The following is a 17974-nucleotide window of genomic DNA, read 5'->3' on the forward strand; positions in this document are numbered from 1 at the left end:
GCCAACGGCTCCAACGAGGTCCTCCAGCAGCTGCTGCAGACCTTCGGCGGACCGGGCCGCCGCGCGATCGGTAGTGATAGGCGTGGACGACCGCGTGGCCCTTTCCGCGGCCGATCATCCACTTGTTGACCGGTGTGGTGATCAGGAAGGCGACCGCGAAGCCGCCGAGCAGGGCGGACCAGAACAGCCCGTCGGAGAGATGGGCGTCCATCGCTCCCGGGACAAGGGCGATGATCCCGTTGTCGACCAACTCCATCACGGCGATGGAGACCGTGTCGGCGGCGAGTGCGACCTTGATCGCGGTCTTGAGGTCCAGGCCGGCCCGGCGGACCGCGAACAGTGTGAAGGAGTAACCGAAGACGAACGCGAGCGCGATCGCCAGGACCATGGTGGGCACGTTGCCCCACATGAGGGCGGTGCCGATGACCATGCCGAGGATCTCGCCGACGGCGCATCCGGTGAGGCAGTGCAGGGTCGCCTTGACCGCCGTTCCCCAGGAGGCTCCAGCGTGCGTGTCGTGGCCTGCGTGGCCGTGGTGACCCTCGTGGGTGGCGTGGTCGTGCACGGTGCCGGCGTGGTGAGCGCTGTGGTCCATGGCCTTCCCCATTCCCGTCGAGTGTGGCCCGCTCCCCGAGCCCCACAGTCGTAACTGTATACCCCCTGGGGGTATTCCCCAAGGGGCTTCCTCTTGAGGATGTCTGCCGCGAACCCTGGGCGGCGGTGTCGCGGAGAGTGGAAACCGGCCGGTCGACTCCCGCTGCCCGCATGCACGCACACGCCTCAGTGCACGTGCGGCCCGCCGCTCATTTGCGGTTGGCAGGTGTTGACGACCCCGGATACGAGGCCGGCCTCGTGGTGGTCCACCATGCCCAGCGCGAGTTCCACGGTCCGGGGCGGGACTGCTGGATCCCGTCCCGGACCGGGGGCCCGAGGGCTCAGGCCCCGTAGGCCACGAGCGCCATCATCCCGGCCTCGCCGTGGTAGGCGTTGTGGCAATGCAGCATCCACTGGCCGGGGTTGTCCGCGTCGAAGACGACGGACACCTTCTTCTTGGGGAGCACGAGGGTGGTGTCCTTGCGGGGGCCGGTGCTGCCGACCTGGTAGGTGTGGCCGTGCAGGTGCATCGGGTGCCACATGTCGCTGCTGTTGACGAAGTCGAGGCGGACGCGTTGGCCCTCCTCGACGAGCAGCGGGTTCGCGGTCGGGTCGGCCATGTCGTACCGCCTGCCGTTGACGGCCCAGTCGTACTTGGCCATGCTGCCGGTGAGTTCGATGCGGTGGACCCGGTCTGCTTTCTTCGCGTCCAGCCGTACGTCGTCGGCGGCGCGCAGCTGCGAAGCGGTCACGATCAGGCCGTCGAGTTCGGCCGGTCGTACGGTCGACCTGGGCGTGCTTCCCGACCCGGTGCGCATCAGAGCCATGCCGCCGGCGTCCTTGCCCTCGGCGAGCGCGACAAGCGGGAAGACGCCGTCGCCGAGGGTGACCAGGACGTCGTATCGCTCGCCCATGCCGACCAGCAGCGCGTCGACCTGCCGGTGTTCGACGGGGAAGCCGTCGGTGTGGGTGATGGTCAGCCTGTGGCCGCCGAGCGCAACCCGGTAGGCGGTGTCGCCGCCCGCATTGATGATCCGCAGGCGGACACGCCGGCCGGGCTTGCCGGTGTAGACGGCCGGGTCGGTCGGCACTCGTCCGTTGACCAGGTGGTAGGGGTACCTGACGTCTCCCGCGTCGCCGCCGAGCAGCTCGCTGGTGGCGCCCATGAGCATGAACCTCATCGACATGCCGTCCCCAAAGGAGGCGGACGAGGACGGCGAGGCCGTCTCCTCCGTGCCGGAGCCGCTCATCTCCATCCCGCCCATGCGCCCCATGTCCTGACCGGACGAGTCGGCCGCACCGGAGGGAGTCGACGAGTCGCCGGAACCGCCCATGTCCATGCCGCCCATACCCTGCCTGAGCTCGGCGAAGGCTTCGTCGGGGGTGCCGGTCACGCCGTCGAGCCAGTCGTCGAGGACGACGACCCACTCGTCGTCGTACGCCAACGGCTCCTTGGGGTCCTCGACGATCAGCGGGGCGTACAGGCCGCGGTCGAGCTGGACGCCCACGTGTGGGTGGAAGAAGTACGTGCCGGGCGCGTCGGCGATGAAGCGGTACGTGAAGGTGGACCCGGCTCGCACCGCCGTCTGGGTGACCGGCGGTACGCCGTCCATGTCGCTGCGCAGTGCGAGGCCATGCCAGTGGATGGAGGTCGTGGTCCCGCCGGGCAGCTGGTTGGAAAGCTCGGCGGCGAGCGTGTCGCCGGCCGAGATCCGGATCTCCTTGCCGGGAGCCTGGCCGCTGAAGGCCCAGGACTTGGCCATCGTGCCGCCGCCCAGGTCGAGCATCCCGGAAGCGGCGGTCAGGTTGAGACGGTGCACCCTGCCCGTACCGCTCCGCTTCTTCTCCGTGCGGGCAACCTGGGAACCGGAAGGGCTCAGGAGGGAGGGACTGCCGGAGGCGTCGTTGCTGCAGGCGGCGAGCAAGCCGGTACCTGCCGCACCCAGTCCGGCGAGCAGGACGGAGCGACGGTTGATGCTGTTCACGAAAGGTCCTCTTCTCGATGCGCGATAGGCGTTCGGGGTGGTCCGGACACGGCTCGCCGGCGTCGCGGGGACGCGGGGAAGCCGTGGGACGGCGGCCTATATGCGCAGCTGAGAAAGGAGGGACAGGTCGGGTGGCGCACGATTCACGGAGCGTGCGATGTCCACGCCCGTGAGCTCCGCGATCCGAGCCGGGACGGTCGGAGCCGGCGACTCGGGTGGTGCCGTGAGCTGTACGGCGTCGACGCCGGCGGCCGCGCAGAGCTGCATGGCCATGGACGGGCAGGCGGCGCCGTCGGGACCGTGTGCCATAGCGCCAGTTGAGGGTGGTGAGCCCATGTGAGGGTGGGCGGCAGGAACGGACACGGGTCCCGACATGGCGTGCGGTGTGGCCATCGACATCGTCGTGACCGGCGAGCCGGCGAGCTCGTGGTGGAGCAGGACGGCGACCACGGCGCACAGCGTGACGAGCAGGCCGCGTACCCAGCGGGCGGCACCGCCGGTCTGGGGCCAGGGCCACTTTCGTACCGTCATCAGAAGCGTCCGTACTTCCTGCCGTCGCGGGCGACCGACTATACCCCATACGGGTATACGGGTCGCCTGGAAGGTCGGCGGACGCGCTCTTTGGCGGCGGTGGACGCGTGCGCTGCGAGGGGTCGTTGAGGAGACGGGCCGCCGAGCGACGCGGATCTGTGCCATGACCGGGACTCAGGCGCCGGACCTTGAGGGGGTGACCTGGGCGACGTGTCGCCTACGAACCGGCCGAGTGCGGACCATGGACGGAGTGGCGACCCTGGTGGTGTGGCGGACGTGCGGTGCCGTCCGTGTGCGGGGGCGCGTCCGCCGCGTCGGCGGGGCTGGGCCGCACTCCGGTCAGTGTGACCGTGACGAGCCGGTGCACCGCGGCCTCGGAGGGGAGGTCACCGGCCGCGGTCAGGGCGTGCAGGCAGAAACTCGCGAGTTCGCCGGGCGCGATGTCGTCGCGGACGTCGCCGGTCTGCGAGCCGTCGGCCAGCAGCGCCTCGACCATGCCGTGGAGCCTTAGGGGGCTTCTGATGGATCTCCGCGGCGTCGCGACGCCCGGCACGCACTCTCGCCGCACCGGCCGAAAGCCCGAGTACGTCCAGTACGAGGACTTCCGGCCGGCACGCCGAGAGCACGCACCGGACGCCGCTCCTTGACGGGCGAACGTTGCCTGCCGCGGCACTAGACCGCCATTGAGACGCTGTGTATATCACAAGAGGCAGAATTGAGTATTGGACCGGCTCAATGGCCTGGTGTGACGCTGAGGGAGCCCACCTTCCCGAGGTTCGTCCAGCAGGAGGCCTTCATGTCCGCCGACTCCGACATCGTCGTCTGCCAGCCGCTGCGTACACCGATCGGCAGGTTCGGCGGCGTTCTGGCGGGGCAGCGTCCCGCACAGCTGGCCGCTCTCGTCGTCGCCGAAGTGGTGCGACGCAGTGGGATCGACGCCGAGCACGTGGACGAGGTCGTCCTCGGCCACAGCTATCCCAGCTCCGACGCCCCGGCGATCGGCAGGGTCGCGGCCCTCGACGCGGGGCTGCCCCAGACGGTGACCGGCCTCCAGGTCGACCGCCGGTGCGGCTCCGGACTTCAGGCCGTGCTCGACGCGGCGATGCAGATCCGCGCCGGATTCAGTGAGGTGGTCGTCGCGGGCGGGGTCGAGGTGATGAGCGCCGCCCCCCTCTACACGCATGAGGGCCGCTGGGGCATCAAGGGCCCCGGTCTCCAGTTGCACGACGCGCTCGCGCGTGGGCGCGTCACCGCGGGGGGTGAGAGACATCCCGTGCCCGGCGGCATGATCGAGACCGCGGAGAACCTGCGGCGCGAGTTCGGGATCGGCAGGGCCGACCAGGACGCCCTCGCCCTGCGCTCCCAGCGGCGGGCGGCGAGGGCGATGGAGGAGGGACTGTTCAAGGACGAGATCGTTCCCGTCGTCGTGCGGACCCGCAAGGGTGAGTCGGTCGTCGACACCGACGAGCACCCGCGACCCGGCACCACGGCGGAGCAACTCGCCGTGCTGCGGCCCGTCATGGCCCAGGCGGACCCCGAGGCGACGGTCACGGCCGGGAACGCCAGCGGTCAGAACGACGCGGCCGCCGCCTGCCTGGTCACCACCGTCGGTCACGCCCACCGGCTCGGGCTCGCCCCCATGCTCCGGCTGGTGTCGTTCGCCCGCGCCGGCGTCCCCGCGGCGGCCATGGGCCTCGGCCCCGTCCCGGCGACCCGTGCCGCACTGGACAAGGCGGGTCTGACCCTCGCCGACCTCGACCTCATCGAGATGAACGAGGCCTTCGCGGCCCAGGTTCTGGCCTGCACCCGCGAGATGGGCCTGACCGACACCGACCATGAGCAGCGCATCAACGTCAACGGCTCCGGCATCTCGCTCGGCCATCCCGTCGGCGCGACCGGCTCACGCATCCTTGCCACCCTGGCCTGGGAATTGCACCGCAGGCAGGCCCGCTACGCGTTGGAGACGATGTGCATCGGCGGCGGGCAGGGGTTGGCCGCGGTGTTCGAGCGCGTGTAAGGAGGCCGCCCGGCCGGGTGTCAAGGGCGTCGGGGTCCGTCCGTCTGGCGGCGGGCCGGCCGGGCCCGACGCCTTGACCTCAGCCGAAGAAGACCTGTTGCAGCAGATAGAGGTTGATGCCGGAGATGAGCAGAGCCGCCACCCACCCTACGAAGGTGGTCACGCGGCGGTTGACCAGATCTCCCATCAGGTCCCGGCGGCGGCTGATCAGCACCAGCGGGATCAGCGCGAACGGGATGCCGAAGGAGAGCACCACCTGCGACGCCAGCAGGACCCTGTCCGGCGACATGCCGAGCGCGAGGACGACCAGCGCGGGTGCCATGGTGATGGCCCGCCGGAGGAACAGGGGGATCCGCATCCGCAGGAAGCCCTCCATGATGACCTGGCCGGAGTAGGTGCCCACGCCTGAGGACGAGAGGCCCGACGCCAGGAGCGCGGCGGCGAAGGCGAGCGCGGCGCCGCCGCCGACGAGCCGGTCGAAGCCCTGGTGGGCGCTGCCGAGACTGCCGTCGAAGTCCCCGGCGGCACCGTGGAAGACGGCGGCCGCGACGCAGAGCATCGAGAGGTTGATCAGTCCGGCCAGGCTCAGGCCCAGCGTGGTGTCGACGCGCAGGGCGCGCAGGGCGCGCTTGCGCTCGGCCGGGCCCTCCGGCGCCTGCCGCTGCGCGGTGAGGGCCGAGTGCAGATAGATGACGTGCGGCATGACCGTCGCACCGATGATGCCGATGGCCAGTACCACGGAGTCGGTGCCGTGGAAGGCCGGCCTCATCCCCGAAGCCAGCCCCGAGGCGGACTGGCCGCCGGCGGCGGCGAGGGTGTACGCGAAGCCCAGGGCGATGACGCCGAGCAGGAAGACGATCGCCAGCTCGAACGGGCGGTAGCCGCGCCGCTGGAGGGCCAGGATGGCGAAGCTCACCACGGCGGTGATCAGCGCGGCGGGCAGCATGGGCACGCCGAAGAGCAGATAGAGACCGATCGCCGCGCCCACGAACTCCGCCAGGTCGGTGGCCATGGCCACGACCTCGGCCTGCGCCCACAGTCCCACCACGACCGGTCGGCGGAAGCTGTCCCGGCAGAGCGTCGGCAGGTCACGTCCGGTGGCCAGGCCGGTCTTGGCCGACAGGTACTGGATGAACATGGCGACCGCACAGGCCGAGACGAGGACCCAGACGAGCAGGTAGCCGTGCCGGGCTCCCGCCTGGAAGTTGGTGGCGAAGTTGCCGGGGTCGACGTAGGCGACGGCGGCGACGAAAGCAGGCCCGTAGAAGGCGAGTCGGCGCCGGCGCACGGCTCGACGGAGGGCGGGGCCCTGGGTGAGGGGCGGGGCTGCTGCGGAGGTGCCGGTGCTCATCAGAGGGCTCCTGCGAGTCGGGAAGGGGAGCGGGTACGCATGCCGACACCGACGGACAGACGTCACGTCAGACCGTGTGTGCGTATGATTGTCATACAATACTTGCGGGCGGGAGTCCGGGCAATGGAGTGGGATCAAAGGAGTGGGATCAAAGAGATTCGGGCCCTCGAGCCGCGCTCAGTTCAGCGCGGTACCGGGCTCGGGGCCGCCGAGGGCGGCCAGTGCCCGGAAGCCCGCTTCGTACGAACGGTCCACATGCGTGGCGCAGGCGAGGACTGCCCGTTCGGCGTCGCGGTCGGCCAGCGCCTCGTAGACGGCGCGCAGTTCGGCTCCCGCGACACGCGCACGGCCGGGCGAGCACAGGGAGGCGCACATCAGCACGATGATCCGTGCCCGCAGTCTCGCCAGGGCGTCCAGCGTGACCATGACGCCGGCGGCACGCAGCAGCAGTCCGTAGAAGTTGTCCCGTGCCTGGAGCAGGGCCGACGGGTCCGGCGGGAGCTCCGCCAGGTCCTCGAACTCCATCAGGGCGCCGTGCAGTGCCCTGAGCTGCGAGTCGGAGGCGTGGGCGACGAAACGCCGCACCGTGACCTCCTCCAGAGCACGTCGGACCTCGTCGATCTCGGCGGCCTCCTCCGGCGAGGGCACGCCCACCACGCATCCCTCGTCCACGGTGGTCAGCCAGCCCTGGTCGCACAGGTCACGGAGGGCCTGTCGTACCACGCTCCGCGAGACGCCCGTGCGTCCCACGACGAGGTTCACGTCGAGCCGCTGCCCTGGAACGAGCCGTGACCAGCAGATGTCCTCGCGCACCGTCCGCAGGACGCGGTCCCTGGAGTCGGCCATCACCGAGGCCGACTCCAGGCGCGAGTGGGGCGTCCTCGCCCACGAGCCTTCGTGCTCCACGACAGCGAGGCTACGGCCGGCTCGTCATACAATCAATGCCTTGTGTGGCGCGATTTCGCCGTATGCGCCCGCACGGGGCGTCGGGGCGCTCGCCGCGGTCGTCGTCACGGGGCGGGACGGCTCTCGCTCGGGCGCGCGCTCTCCGTGACGACCTCGGCCCGCTCCAGCAGGCGCGTGCGCAGCATACGCCGCAGACGGACGACCGAGTCCTCGTTGAGATGGTGCAGCGGGTCGTCGTACGTGGTCAGCTCGATCCTCGCGCCCAGGGAAGCCAGGGCGCCGGCCGTCCGCTCGGCCCGCACGAGGGGGACGAACTCGTCCTCCTGCGCGCACAGCAGCACGATCTCGGTGCCGGGCAGGCCGCTTTCCGGTCGCGCGGGCCAGGGCTTGGCCACCGGCCCGAGATGGCCGCCGGTGTGCAGGAACGCGCCGGCGCACGACGGCTGGTCCCGCAGCAGGTACTCGGAGAGCAGGCAGGCTCCCTGGGAGAAGCCGAACAGCACCACGTCCCGTGCGGCCCAGCCCATGCGTTCCAGGTCGGCGAGGTGGGTGCGTACCGTGTCGAGGGCATGGTCCAGGTGCGGCTGGTTCTCCTCCAGCGGTGCCAGGAAGCCGCGCGGATACCAGGTGTCGCTGTCGGCCCCCGGGACGACCCAGGCCACGCCGGGAAGGTTGACCCGCTCGGCCTGCTCCACCATGAAGCCCGGGCCCTGCCCGCGCCCGTGCACCGCGTAGACCACCAGCCCGGCCCGGTCGAGGGGCGCGCCGTGCGGCAGTGGCGGGCGCGTCAGGTGCGGGTTGTCGGGCGCGGTGGTGAAGGCCGTCGTCTCTGTCCCGGGCGTCTCAGGCATCTCGGATCGCCTCGCTGTCTCGTGGTGGCTCCCCGGCCCAGGCACGGGTGAGCAGGTCGGTCAGTTCCTCGGTGCCGACCGGGACGGGGTTGTCCTGCGGCACGTACGGCAGGATCAAGCCGGCCGCCTCGGGGATGTCCTCGCGGCGCATTCCGTGGTCGGCCAGTGCGCGCGGGGCGTCGAGCGTCTCGCGCAGCGCGTTCAGACCGCTCACCGGCGTGGCGCTGCCCAGAGCGGCGGCGATCCGGTGGGCCGCGTCCGGCGCACCCGGCGCGTTGAGCTGCAGCACATAGGGCAGCACGGTGGCGTGGGTCTGGGCGTGCGGCAGGTCGTACGCCCCGCCCAGCACATGACAGATCTTGTGGTGCAGCCCCGAGCCGGCGGAGGCGAAGGCCACCCCGGACAGGTAGCAGCCGTACAGTGTGGCGTCCCGTCCGTCGATGTGGTCCGGCTCACGGACGATCCGGCGCAGCCCGTCCGCGACGGCCCGCAGGCCCTCCATCGCGAAGGCCTGGTTGACCGGATTGGTCCGCGGGGCCCACATCGAGTCGACGCAGTGGGCGATCGCGTTGAGTCCGGAAGCCACCGACAGACCGACGGGCAGCGACAGGGTGAGTTCCGAGTCGTAGACCACGGCGACCGGGAGGACGGCGTCGTCGACGCCGGTGGTCTTGCGGGCGGCCTCCGTGAGTCCCCAGACGTTCGTGGCCTCGGAGCCGGCGTACGTCGTCGGCACCGCGACGATGGGCAGCCGCGTGGTGAGCGCCACGGCCTTGGCCAGTCCGGTCGTGGAACCGCCGCCCACGCAGACGACGAGGTCGGCGTCGCAGAGGGAGGCCGCAGCGCGGGCCGCCTCGGCCTGCTCCACGGGTACGTGGGGCCGGACGTCGGCGTGCCGCAGCACCACCGGGAGGTCCGCCGTGACGCGGTCGGCGATCGCGGCCTCGGCCGGCGCGGCGATCACCATGACTCTGCGGGCGCTCAGGCGGTCGGCCTCCGCGGCGAGGTTGCGGGCGGCACGGCCGTACCCGAAGAGGACGCGTTGGCCGAGCGTGATGTTCTCGAAGGTGAGGCTCACTGTTCGTTCCTGTTGGGGCGGGCGGGGACGACGCTGCGCGCCGGGGCCCGGGCGTGATGGGCGCGCCCGGGCCCCGGGCGGATGCGGGAGAGCGGAGGGGCGGGGGACCGTCAGTCGGTCGTGACCGGCTCCAGACGGGCGAGGATGTCGTCCCGCTCGCTCTCGAACTGCGGCGGCAGCATGAAGTTCTTGCCGAGCTCCTCGGGAGACTCGTCGCAGTCCCAGCCGCCCTCGTCGTCGGTGACCGCCAGCTCGAACAGGGCGCCGCCCGGAGTCCGCACGTAGTGGGACTTGAAGTAGGTGCGGTTCTTCAGCTCGGAGATGTCGGTGTAGCCGGCGCCCTCGATCTCGAACTTCACCGCGTTCTGGTTCTCCAGGGTGTCGAGGTTCCAGGCGAAGTGGTGGTAGGTGCCGGCACCGTAGCGCCAGGTGCCCTGCTCGTCGGAGCGGTTCCCGCGCAGCTCGATGAAGTTGCCGTACTCCTGGGTGCCGGCCTGGAAAGAGGCGAGGTCGCCGTCCTCCTCGACCTTGCCCTGGGAGAAGAAGGCCTCGTTCCCGAAGTCGACCATGCGGTCCTGGTCGTACACGTGGATGCCCATGCCGTGGATGCCGTGGACGGCGGCCTCGGGGGCCACGCCGTTGCCGGAGAAGCCCTCGCGCGGGTCGTTCTCGTTGCCGACCAGGACGTACTCGATGCCGGAGGGGTGGAGGAAGGCGACCCGGCCCCGGCCGAGGGCCTCGAAGCGCCTGGCTTCGATGTCGTGCTCGCCCAGCCGCTTCACCCAGTAGTCGAGGGAGCCGGCCGGAACGGAGAGGAGAACCTCGCGGGCCTGGTTGGTGCCCCGCTTGCCGTACAGCCCCGCTTGGGCCCACGGGAACGTGGTCACCACGGACGACGGGTCGCCGTTCGCGTTGGAGTAGTAGAAGTGGTAGATCGGCGTCGAACCGTCGTACAGCACGGTCTTCTTGATGAAGCGCATGCCCAGGACCCGCGTGTGGAAGTCCACGTCCTCCTGCGCACCACCCACGGACAGCGTCACGTGGTGGGAGCCGACGAGATACGTCATTGCTCGGTTCTCCTTGTCTGGTCGTGCCCTGCCGGAAGGGGAGCTCGGCGAGCCGTATGATTGTCATACGATATGACGGCAGAGGTCAATACGATGGAGCGCCCTCTTGCGGCCGGGAACTTTGGGCGAGGGGGGATGCCTGCCCATTGCGAGGGTGTCTGGTCTGCGCTAACGTGCTTCCGACAGATTGTCGGACAATCATACGGGGTGACCGTGATACCTTCACCCGTCGACGAGACGTACGAGGTCCTCATCGTGCGGTACGCCTCCCGTACGACGACCCGCGGGCTCGTCTTCCTCAACCACCACCTGTACGGCGAGCCGGACGGTCCCATCGGGATGGACTACTACATCTGGATCGTGCGCAACGAGCGCCGCACGATCGTCGTCGACACCGGCTACAGCGAGCTCGGCGGACGCAACCGGAACCGGGGCCACCTCATCCACCCGGGGGAGGCGTTCCGTCGCCTGGGAGTAGAGCCGGCCGAGGCCACCGTGGTCCTCACCCACGCCCACTACGACCACGCCGGCAACGTGGACCTGTTCCAGGACTCCCAGGTGATCGTGCCGCGGACGGAGTTCGACTTCTGGACCGGTGACTGCGCACGGCGGTTCCAGTTCCACCACACCGTCGAGGAGGCCGAGATCGACCATCTGCGGACCGTCCACGAGCAGGGCCGCATGGTCTTCCACCACGGCCACCAGGAAATCGCGCCCGGTGTGGAGCTGATCGAGCTGGGCGGCCACTCGCCCGGGCAGGCCATCCTCACCGTCAACACCAGCGAGGGCCTGGTGCTGCTCGCCTCCGACGCCACGCACTACTACGAGGAGTTGGAGCGCGACCTGCCGTTCTTGGTCGTGGCCGACCTCGAGGCGATGTACCGGGGCTTCGACCACATGAAGCAGCTCATCGCGGACCGCGACGCGATCCTCGTCCCCGGCCACGACCCGGCCGTGCTCGACCGCCACCGGCGGCTCGACGGCCCGATGGGCGAGTTCGTCGCGGTCATCGGAGGCGCGCCGAGTGGCCGCCTCAATGGCCCTCAGAGCGGAGGAACGGCATGACCGGCACGACAACGCCGGTGGGCTTCATCGGCCTCGGCAACATGGGCGGGCGGATGGCCCGCCGCCTGGTGGTCGCCGGGTACGAAGTCCTCGGCCACGACACCCGCCCGGAGAACGTCATCGCGTGCGGGGCGACCCCCGCCGAGTCCGTCGCCGAGGTGGCGCGCAGGTGTGACGTCGTCCTTCTGTCCCTGCCCGAGAGCAAGGTCGTCGAAGCGGTGGTCCTCGGTGAGCAGGGCGTTCTGGCGGACGCCCGCGAGGGTCAGGTCGTCGTCGACCTCAGCACCTCGGCGCCCGCCTCCACCACGCATCTGCACGAACAACTCGCCCAGCGGGGCGTCACCCTGCTCGACGCCGGCATCTCCGGCGGCGCGGCCGCGGCGGAGAAGGGCGCCCTCACCCTCATGGTCGGCGGGGACACCACGACCCTCGACCGGGTGCGCCCGCTGCTCGCGGCCTTCTCCGTCAACGTCTTCCACTGCGGACCCGTCGGCGCCGGCCACACGGCCAAGCTGCTCAACAACTTCCTCAACGCCGTCGCCCTGTCGGCGACCGCCGAGGTGATGGTCGCCGGACGCAAGGCGGGACTCGACCTCCAGGTGCTCCTCGACGTGCTCAACACCAGCTCGGGCGTCAACTTCGCGACGCAGAACCGCTTCCCGAAGATCATCCAGGGCGACTACCTCAAGGGCGGCCTGACCAACGCGCTGATGATGAAGGACGTCCTCGCCTACGTCGACCTCGTCACCGGCCTCGGCGTGGCGAGCCCCAACTCCGCCGCCCCGCTCGCCTCCTTCGGCCTCGCCCTCCAACTGGGCTACGCGCAGGACATCAGCAACACCGTCGTCGACGCGATCGGCGACGTCTCCGGGCGCGTCCGCGTCCACGACGGCGCGTACGACGCCGGGAAGGACAAGCCGTGAAACTCATCCACGGAACCACCCAGCACGGCCCCGGCACCAAAACCGGCTCGCAGTTCACCGGCACGGTGCACGCCCACCTCACCATGCCCGCCACCGACGGCGTCACCATCAACACCGTCAACTTCGCACCGGGAGCCCACACCTACTGGCACACCCATGAGCACGGCCAGATCCTCCAGGTGCTTGCCGGAAGCGGCTTCGTCGCGACCGAGCAGGACGGCGTCCGGCCGCTGCGGGCCGGCGACACCGTGTGGTGCCCGCCGGGCGAGCGGCACTGGCACGGCGCCGCCCCCGACTCCTATCTGACCCACACGGCCATCTCGCTCGGGAAGACCGCCTGGGCCGAGGAAGTCGGCCACGAGCAGTACCCCGCTCCCGTCACCGCAGAGGACTGAGACCCCATGGCAACCGATCACCCGACCACCGCCGCCGAGCCCCTGACCACCGACACCAGCCCGCAGGACGCCACCCACCGCGACACCTACGAAGCCGGTCTCGCCATCCGCAAGGCGGTCCTCGGCGCCGAACACGTCGAGCGCTCGCTCGCCCGGGTCACCGAGTTCTCGCGGCCGATGCAGGAGCTTGTCACCGAATACTGCTGGGGCGCCGTGTGGAGCCGTCCGGGACTGGAGCGACGTACCCGCAGCCTGGTCAACCTCGCCATGCTGACCGCCCTGGGCCGCAACCACGAGCTCAGCGTCCACGTCAAGGGAGCACTGACCAACGGGGTGACGACCGAGGAGATCCAGGAAGTGCTCCTCCAGACGGCCATATACGTCGGCGTCCCGGCGGCGCTGGAGTCCTTCCGTGTCGCCGAACAGGTGATCGGTGAGGTCAACGGCGATGCCTGACCGCAACGAGACCCCCGCCGCCCTGCCCTCGGTGGCCTTCATCGGCCTGGGGAACATGGGCGCGCCGATGTCCGTGCGCCTGGTCCGCGCCGGATACTCCGTGACCGCGTTCGACCTGAGCCGGGACGCCCGTGCCGTGTCGGCCGCCGCCGGAGCCGGTACCGCAGAGACCGCGGCCGAGGCGGCGCGGGGCGCCGACGTCGTCGTCCTCATGCTTCCCGGCAGTCCGGTGGTCGAGGCGGTGCTCGGTGATCCGGCGGTGTCCGAGGCGATGGCCCCGGGCAGCACGGTCGTGGACATGAGTTCCTCCGACCCGTTGTCCACCAGGCGCCTGGCCGCCGTTCTCGGCAGCCGAGGGGTCACCCTCGTCGACGCCCCTGTCTCCGGCGGGGTCAAGGGCGCCGAGAACGGCAAGCTCACGATCATGGTGGGCGGTGCCGAGGGCGACGTCGAACGGCTGTCACCGCTGCTGGCGACCATGGGCGCCGCCCGTCGCGCCGGACCGGTGGGTGCGGGCCACGCGCTCAAGGCCATCAACAACCTGCTGTCCGCCACCCATCTGCTGGCCACGGCCGAGGGCGTCCTGGCGGGGGAGAGGTTCGGGCTCGACCCGGCCGTCATGGTCGAACTGATCAACTCCTCCAGCGGGCGCAGCGGTTCGACGGACAACAAGTTCCCCAACTTCGTGCTGCCCGGCACCTACGACTCCGGCTTCGGTATGAAGCTGATGGTCAAGGACATGCGCATCGCCGTCGACCTGGCCCACCAACTCGGCGTCGAGAGCCCGCTCGCCGACCGCGCCGTCACTCTGTGGGAACGCGCACTCGAAGCCCTGCCCGACACAGCGGATCACACCGAGATCGCCCGCTGGGCGTTCGACGCTTCCGCAGACCGAGAGCCGGTGGCCGGATGAGCGCGCCGCCCGAGACCGAACTGCGGGAAGCCGTCGTCGAGTTGCACGGCGCCTGGGACGAGCAGTGGCAGGCGGTGCTCGAACTCGCGCCCGAACTGCTCGCCGCGTACGTACGGCTGGCCGGTGTGCCCCAGCGCAAGGGGCACCTGGACCCCAAGACCCGCGAACTGATCTACCTGGCAGTCGACGCGGCGGCGACCCACCTGTACGCCCCCGGCGTGCGCCGTCACATCCGCCGGGCTCTCGACCTCGGCGCCACGCCGGGTGAGATCACCGAGGTCATCGAGCTCACGACGACCCTGGGCATCCACGCGATGAACATCGGTGTGCCGCTGCTCGCCGAGCTCCTCGAAGAACGCGGCCTGCGCGATGGCCCCGGCGAACTCGACGCGTACCAGAAGGAGCTGAAGGAGCGGTTCACCGAGAACCGGGGCTACTGGCACGAGTTCTGGGACGAGATCCTCGAACTCGACCCGGAGATGTTCGAGGCGTACACCGACTTCTCATCGGTGTCGTGGCAGCACGGCTCCCTGGAACCGAAGGTGAAGGAGTTCGTCTACACGGCCTTCGACTGCGCCTCCACCCACCTGTACGTCAAGGGGTGGAAGGCGCACATGAACAACGCGCTGAGTCACGGCGCCACCGTCGGCGAACTCCTGGAGGTCATGGAGATCGCCTCGGTCATGGGCATGCAGAGCGCACTTGAGGCCCTGCCGGTGCTGCGCGAGCAACAAGCCCGACTCCTGCGACAGAAGTGAGGCGGAAAGACATGACACTGCGCGGACTGGACGGGAAGGTCGCCGTCGTCACCGGGGCCGCCGGTGGCCTCGGACGGGCCACGGTGGAGCGGCTCGTGGAGGAAGGCGTGAAGGTCGTCGCCGTCGACCTCGACGAGGCGGACGCCAAGGAGGTAGCCGCGGCTGTCGGCGGCGAGTCCGTCGGCGTCGGTGCGGACGTGACGACCGAGGACGGCGTCGACGCCTACATGCGGACGGCCGTGGACGTGTTCGGGCGGGTGGACCTGCACCATCTCAACGCCGGTATCGCCGGCTCCCTGGCCGACCTCGTCGACGTGAGCGTCGAGGAGTGGGAGAAGGTGATGGCGGTCAACCTGCGGGGCCCTTTCCTCGGCGTACGGGCCGCGTTCCGCCACTACCTGGAGCGCGGCAGCGTCGGGTCCATCGTCGTCACCGCCTCGATCGCCGGCCTGCGCGGCAGCAACGACCTGCTGGCGTACACCACGTCCAAGCACGGCACGGTGGGTCTGGTCCACGGGGCCGCCGTCTACGGGGGCCCCATCGGCGTGCGGGTGAACGCCGTCGCTCCGGGGATCGTGCCCACGCCGATCTTCGGTGAGGCCGGGATGGCCGACATGCGCGGGCGCGCGGGCACCTCGCCGCTGCGGCGCGCGGGACGGCCCGAGGAGGTGGCCGCGACGGTGGCGTTCCTGCTCAGCGACGAGTCGAGCTACGTCACCGGCGAGATCTTCTCCGTCGACGGCGGCGCCAGTGTGCAGAACACCAACCGCCGGGGTGGGGGAGCGGGGCTCTGGGACGTGGCGGTGACCGACGAGGCGCTCCTCGCGCGGCACGCGGCGGGAGCCGCCGGGACGCAGGAGGCCACCAGATGACGACGATGAGAGCAGCCCTGCTGCGAGGCTTCGAACAGCCCCTGACCGTCGAGGAGGTGGAGCTGCTCGACCTCGCGCCGACCCGTGTGCTGGTCCGCACCAAGGCGACGCCGTTCTGCTCCACCGACGTCACCAGCTTCCACGGCCGCCTCGGCAAGGTCCCGCCGACGATCCTCGGCCACGCCTCGGCCGGCGAGGTCGTCGAGGTCGGCAGCCAGGTCCGCGGCATCGAGGTGGGCCAACGCGTCGTCGTCCCCGGCACACCCGAGTGCGGCCACTGCTTCTACTGTGGCATCGGCCGCCCCGACCAGTGCTCGGAGCTGTTCGACCTCGGCGGTGTCTACCCGGACGTCGCCCGGACCTCCGACGGCCTGGTGGTGAACGCCGCCGGATGCGTCGGCGGCTACGCCGAGATCATGAACGTCTCGCAGAACCAGGTCTTCCCCGTCGACACGGATCTGCCCTGGGAGGTGCTCTCGCTCCTCGGATGCGGGGTCACCACCGGGGTGGGGGCGGTCCTCAACGTCGCCCGCGTCCGGCCCGACGAGGTGGTCGCCGTCGTGGGAGCGGGACACCTGGGGCTGTGGGCCGTCCAGGCGGCGCGTCTGGCCGGGGCCCGCGAGGTCGTCGTGATCGAACCCGAGGAGGAGCGCCGCGGCGTGGCGACCAAGGTGGGAGCCACGGCCGCCGTCGCACCCGAGGACGCGCTGGAGGCCGTACGGGGCGTGACTGGGGGACGAGGGGCCGACAAGGTCATCGAGGCGGCCGGTCCGCCCGCCGCACAGCGCCTGGCGCTGGAGATCTCCCGGCGGGCCGGCACCGTCGTGCTCTCCGGCCTCAAGGACGCCACCGGTCAGGTCACGTTCGGGCAGATCCCCCTCGCTGTCCAGAGCCGGCAGGTGCTCAGCACCCAGAACGGCAACGTCCGCATGCGCCGCGACCTCCCCGCGTACATCCGTCTGCTCGAACGGGGCGCGCTCGACCCGTCGCCGGTCATCACCGCGACGTACCGGCTCGACGACATCAACACCGCTCTCGAGCGGTCCGAACGGCTCGAGGACCTCTCGGGCGTGTTCGTCTTCTGACGGGAGCCGAGATGAGAGCAGCGGTACTGGAGGCGTTCGGCGCCCCCATGCCGGTCCGGGAGCTCACCCTGCGCGAACCGGCCGAGCACGAGGTACTCGTACGGACGGTCGCCGCGCCGTTCTGCTCCACCGACTGGCTCGGCTGGCGGGCGATGCGCGGCAAGAAGCCGCCGGTCGTGCTCGGCCACACCGCGCTGGGCGTGGTCGAGCGCTGCGACGGCGGCGCCCACGGTCGCGGCTACGGCGTCGGTGACCTCGTGGTCGTCGCCGGGACGCCGCAGTGCGACGCGTGCTTCTACTGCGGCATCGGCCGGCCGGACCAGTGCGCCCGTCTCTTCGAGAGCCCCGAGCCGGTCGTCGCCACCGACCCGGCGGACCGTCCGGTCCGCGCGGCCGGTCGCGTCGGAGCGTACGCCGAGTTCATCCTCGCGGACCGCAGCCAGGTGTGGCCCGTGCACAGTTCGCTGCCCGCCCCGCACCTGAGCCTGCTGGGCTGCGGCATCACCACCGGGCACGGCGCGATCATGAACGTGGCCGAGGTCCCGCCGGGCGCGTCCGTCGCGGTCGTCGGTCTGGGACACCTGGGGTTGTGGTGCGTGCAGGCCGCCCGGGTCGCCGGCGCCGGCCGGATCGTCGGTGTGGACCTGCTGGCCGACCGCCGTGCCACGGCCGCCGGGCTGGGGGCGACCGATGTCGTGGACCCCACGCAGGGCGATCCGGTCGAACAGGTCCGGTCCCTCACCGAGGGGCGGGGCGCGGACGTGGTCGTCGAGGCCGCGGGCCCCGAACAGGCGGTGCAGCAGGCGGTCGCCATGTCACGGCGGGCCGGGACGGTCGTGCTGACGGGCGTGCAGTGGGCGGACGGCCGTATCTCGCTGCCGCAGAACGCCGTCGCGATCCACGGCAGACGGATCCTGTCCTGCCAGAACGGACAGAGCGTCATGTCCCGCGACCTGCCCCGCTGCGTGGAGCTCCTGGAGAGCGGTGAGTACGACGCCCGGCCGATCGTGACGGCGCGGTACGCCCTCGACCGGATCAACGAGGCGCTGTACGCCTCCGGAGAGCTCCGGGACCTCAGCGGGGTCATCACGTCCTTCCGCCGTCAACCACCTACGCAGGAGTGAGGG

Annotated in this window: 18 protein-coding genes and 1 pseudogene; 10 read left to right on the plus strand and 9 right to left on the minus strand. The window is 70.7% G+C overall.

All coding sequences use genetic code 11. The features are described from left to right. Positions 1 to 73: 73 nt before the first annotated feature. From AB0J04_RS24760 to AB0J04_RS24775, 4 genes and pseudogenes are all read right to left on the minus strand, one after another. A pseudogene (locus AB0J04_RS24760) lies at positions 74 to 595 on the minus strand (DUF4396 domain-containing protein); the annotation flags it as partial. Positions 596 to 935: 340 nt separating this feature from the next. Then, positions 936 to 2579, minus strand: coding sequence for a multicopper oxidase family protein (locus tag AB0J04_RS24765; protein ID WP_363170731.1), 1644 nt, complete (start codon positions 2577 to 2579; stop codon positions 936 to 938). 96 nt (positions 2580 to 2675) lie between these two features. Then, positions 2676 to 3110, minus strand: coding sequence for a DUF6153 family protein (locus AB0J04_RS24770; RefSeq protein ID WP_363170732.1), 435 nt, complete (start codon positions 3108 to 3110; stop codon positions 2676 to 2678). A 217-nt stretch (positions 3111 to 3327) separates the two neighbouring features. Next, positions 3328 to 3606 (minus strand): hypothetical protein, encoded by a 279-nt coding sequence (locus AB0J04_RS24775; protein WP_363170733.1) that lies wholly within the window; start codon positions 3604 to 3606, stop codon positions 3328 to 3330. 300 nt (positions 3607 to 3906) lie between these two features. On the opposite strand from AB0J04_RS24775, the gene AB0J04_RS24780 reads away from it, so the two are divergent. Then, positions 3907 to 5127, plus strand: coding sequence for an acetyl-CoA C-acetyltransferase (locus tag AB0J04_RS24780; RefSeq protein WP_363170734.1), 1221 nt, complete (start codon positions 3907 to 3909; stop codon positions 5125 to 5127). Positions 5128 to 5206: 79 nt separating this feature from the next. Here the strand turns inward: AB0J04_RS24780 and AB0J04_RS24785 are convergent, their stop codons facing one another. The 5 genes from AB0J04_RS24785 to AB0J04_RS24805 all read right to left on the minus strand — a co-directional run bounded on the left by AB0J04_RS24785 (position 5207) and on the right by AB0J04_RS24805 (position 10380). Next, positions 5207 to 6478 (minus strand): Nramp family divalent metal transporter, encoded by a 1272-nt coding sequence (locus tag AB0J04_RS24785; RefSeq protein ID WP_363170735.1) that lies wholly within the window; start codon positions 6476 to 6478, stop codon positions 5207 to 5209. A gap of 177 nt (positions 6479 to 6655) precedes the next feature. After that, on the minus strand, positions 6656 to 7384 hold the full coding sequence (locus tag AB0J04_RS24790; protein ID WP_363170736.1) for a GntR family transcriptional regulator: 729 nt from the start codon (positions 7382 to 7384) through the stop codon (positions 6656 to 6658). Between the two features lie 104 nt (positions 7385 to 7488). Continuing rightward, positions 7489 to 8235 (minus strand): hypothetical protein, encoded by a 747-nt coding sequence (locus AB0J04_RS24795; protein WP_363170737.1) that lies wholly within the window; start codon positions 8233 to 8235, stop codon positions 7489 to 7491. Next, positions 8228 to 9313: a maleylacetate reductase gene (locus tag AB0J04_RS24800; RefSeq protein WP_363170738.1), complete on the minus strand. Its 1086-nt coding sequence runs from the start codon at positions 9311 to 9313 to the stop codon at positions 8228 to 8230. The genes AB0J04_RS24795 and AB0J04_RS24800 overlap by 8 nt, the downstream gene beginning before the upstream one ends. 110 nt (positions 9314 to 9423) lie before the next feature. Then, entirely contained in the window at positions 9424 to 10380 is a 957-nt protein-coding gene (locus AB0J04_RS24805) for a hypothetical protein (RefSeq protein ID WP_363170739.1), read from the minus strand. A 207-nt stretch (positions 10381 to 10587) separates the two neighbouring features. Between AB0J04_RS24805 and AB0J04_RS24810 the strand changes: the two genes are divergently transcribed. From AB0J04_RS24810 to AB0J04_RS24850, 9 genes are read left to right on the plus strand one after another with little or no spacing between them, the layout of a single operon-like run. Then, positions 10588 to 11445: an N-acyl homoserine lactonase family protein gene (locus tag AB0J04_RS24810; RefSeq protein WP_363170740.1), complete on the plus strand. Its 858-nt coding sequence runs from the start codon at positions 10588 to 10590 to the stop codon at positions 11443 to 11445. After that, complete coding sequence (locus tag AB0J04_RS24815) at positions 11442 to 12368, plus strand: NAD(P)-dependent oxidoreductase (protein WP_363170741.1); 927 nt, start codon at positions 11442 to 11444, stop codon at positions 12366 to 12368. The genes AB0J04_RS24810 and AB0J04_RS24815 overlap by 4 nt, the downstream gene beginning before the upstream one ends. After that, positions 12365 to 12763 carry a cupin domain-containing protein gene (locus tag AB0J04_RS24820; protein ID WP_363170742.1) on the plus strand — a complete coding sequence of 133 codons (399 nt, stop codon included), beginning with the start codon at positions 12365 to 12367 and terminating at the stop codon, positions 12761 to 12763. Before AB0J04_RS24815 ends, AB0J04_RS24820 begins: the two co-directional genes overlap by 4 nt. Positions 12764 to 12769: 6 nt before the next feature. Next, positions 12770 to 13219: a 4-carboxymuconolactone decarboxylase gene (pcaC, locus tag AB0J04_RS24825; RefSeq protein WP_363170743.1), complete on the plus strand. Its 450-nt coding sequence runs from the start codon at positions 12770 to 12772 to the stop codon at positions 13217 to 13219. Then, a complete protein-coding gene (locus AB0J04_RS24830; protein ID WP_363170744.1) occupies positions 13212 to 14132 on the plus strand; it encodes an NAD(P)-dependent oxidoreductase in 921 nt (306 codons plus the stop codon). Before pcaC ends, AB0J04_RS24830 begins: the two co-directional genes overlap by 8 nt. Further along, positions 14129 to 14890: a carboxymuconolactone decarboxylase family protein gene (locus AB0J04_RS24835; RefSeq protein ID WP_363170745.1), complete on the plus strand. Its 762-nt coding sequence runs from the start codon at positions 14129 to 14131 to the stop codon at positions 14888 to 14890. The genes AB0J04_RS24830 and AB0J04_RS24835 overlap by 4 nt, the downstream gene beginning before the upstream one ends. Positions 14891 to 14901: 11 nt before the next feature. Further along, entirely contained in the window at positions 14902 to 15762 is an 861-nt protein-coding gene (locus AB0J04_RS24840) for an SDR family oxidoreductase (RefSeq protein WP_363170746.1), read from the plus strand. Next, positions 15759 to 16847, plus strand: a complete 1089-nt coding sequence (locus tag AB0J04_RS24845; protein WP_363170747.1) for a zinc-binding dehydrogenase — start codon at positions 15759 to 15761, stop codon at positions 16845 to 16847. The genes AB0J04_RS24840 and AB0J04_RS24845 overlap by 4 nt, the downstream gene beginning before the upstream one ends. Before the next feature lie 11 nt (positions 16848 to 16858). Then, positions 16859 to 17971 carry a zinc-binding dehydrogenase gene (locus AB0J04_RS24850; RefSeq protein WP_363170748.1) on the plus strand — a complete coding sequence of 371 codons (1113 nt, stop codon included), beginning with the start codon at positions 16859 to 16861 and terminating at the stop codon, positions 17969 to 17971. The last annotated feature ends 3 nt before the right edge of the window (positions 17972 to 17974 follow it).

The sequence above is a fragment of the Streptomyces sp. NPDC050263 genome (assembly GCF_040655955.1).
Lineage (GTDB): Bacteria > Actinomycetota > Actinomycetes > Streptomycetales > Streptomycetaceae > Streptomyces.

What these genes read in the sequence shown, in the direction of transcription:
- AB0J04_RS24770 (WP_363170732.1), bottom strand. Translation starts at nt 3,110, where the DNA reads ATGACGGTACGAAAGTGGCCCTGGCCCCAGACCGGCGGTGCCGCCCGC.
- AB0J04_RS24775 (WP_363170733.1), bottom strand. Translation starts at nt 3,606, where the DNA reads ATGGTCGAGGCGCTGCTGGCCGACGGCTCGCAGACCGGCGACGTCCGC.
- AB0J04_RS24780 (WP_363170734.1), top strand. Translation starts at nt 3,907, where the DNA reads ATGTCCGCCGACTCCGACATCGTCGTCTGCCAGCCGCTGCGTACACCG.
- AB0J04_RS24785 (WP_363170735.1), bottom strand. Translation starts at nt 6,478, where the DNA reads ATGAGCACCGGCACCTCCGCAGCAGCCCCGCCCCTCACCCAGGGCCCC.
- AB0J04_RS24795 (WP_363170737.1), bottom strand. Translation starts at nt 8,235, where the DNA reads ATGCCTGAGACGCCCGGGACAGAGACGACGGCCTTCACCACCGCGCCC.
- AB0J04_RS24805 (WP_363170739.1), bottom strand. Translation starts at nt 10,380, where the DNA reads ATGACGTATCTCGTCGGCTCCCACCACGTGACGCTGTCCGTGGGTGGT.
- AB0J04_RS24815 (WP_363170741.1), top strand. Translation starts at nt 11,442, where the DNA reads ATGACCGGCACGACAACGCCGGTGGGCTTCATCGGCCTCGGCAACATG.
- pcaC (WP_363170743.1), top strand. Translation starts at nt 12,770, where the DNA reads ATGGCAACCGATCACCCGACCACCGCCGCCGAGCCCCTGACCACCGAC.
- AB0J04_RS24830 (WP_363170744.1), top strand. Translation starts at nt 13,212, where the DNA reads ATGCCTGACCGCAACGAGACCCCCGCCGCCCTGCCCTCGGTGGCCTTC.
- AB0J04_RS24835 (WP_363170745.1), top strand. Translation starts at nt 14,129, where the DNA reads ATGAGCGCGCCGCCCGAGACCGAACTGCGGGAAGCCGTCGTCGAGTTG.
- AB0J04_RS24840 (WP_363170746.1), top strand. Translation starts at nt 14,902, where the DNA reads ATGACACTGCGCGGACTGGACGGGAAGGTCGCCGTCGTCACCGGGGCC.
- AB0J04_RS24845 (WP_363170747.1), top strand. Translation starts at nt 15,759, where the DNA reads ATGACGACGATGAGAGCAGCCCTGCTGCGAGGCTTCGAACAGCCCCTG.
- AB0J04_RS24850 (WP_363170748.1), top strand. Translation starts at nt 16,859, where the DNA reads ATGAGAGCAGCGGTACTGGAGGCGTTCGGCGCCCCCATGCCGGTCCGG.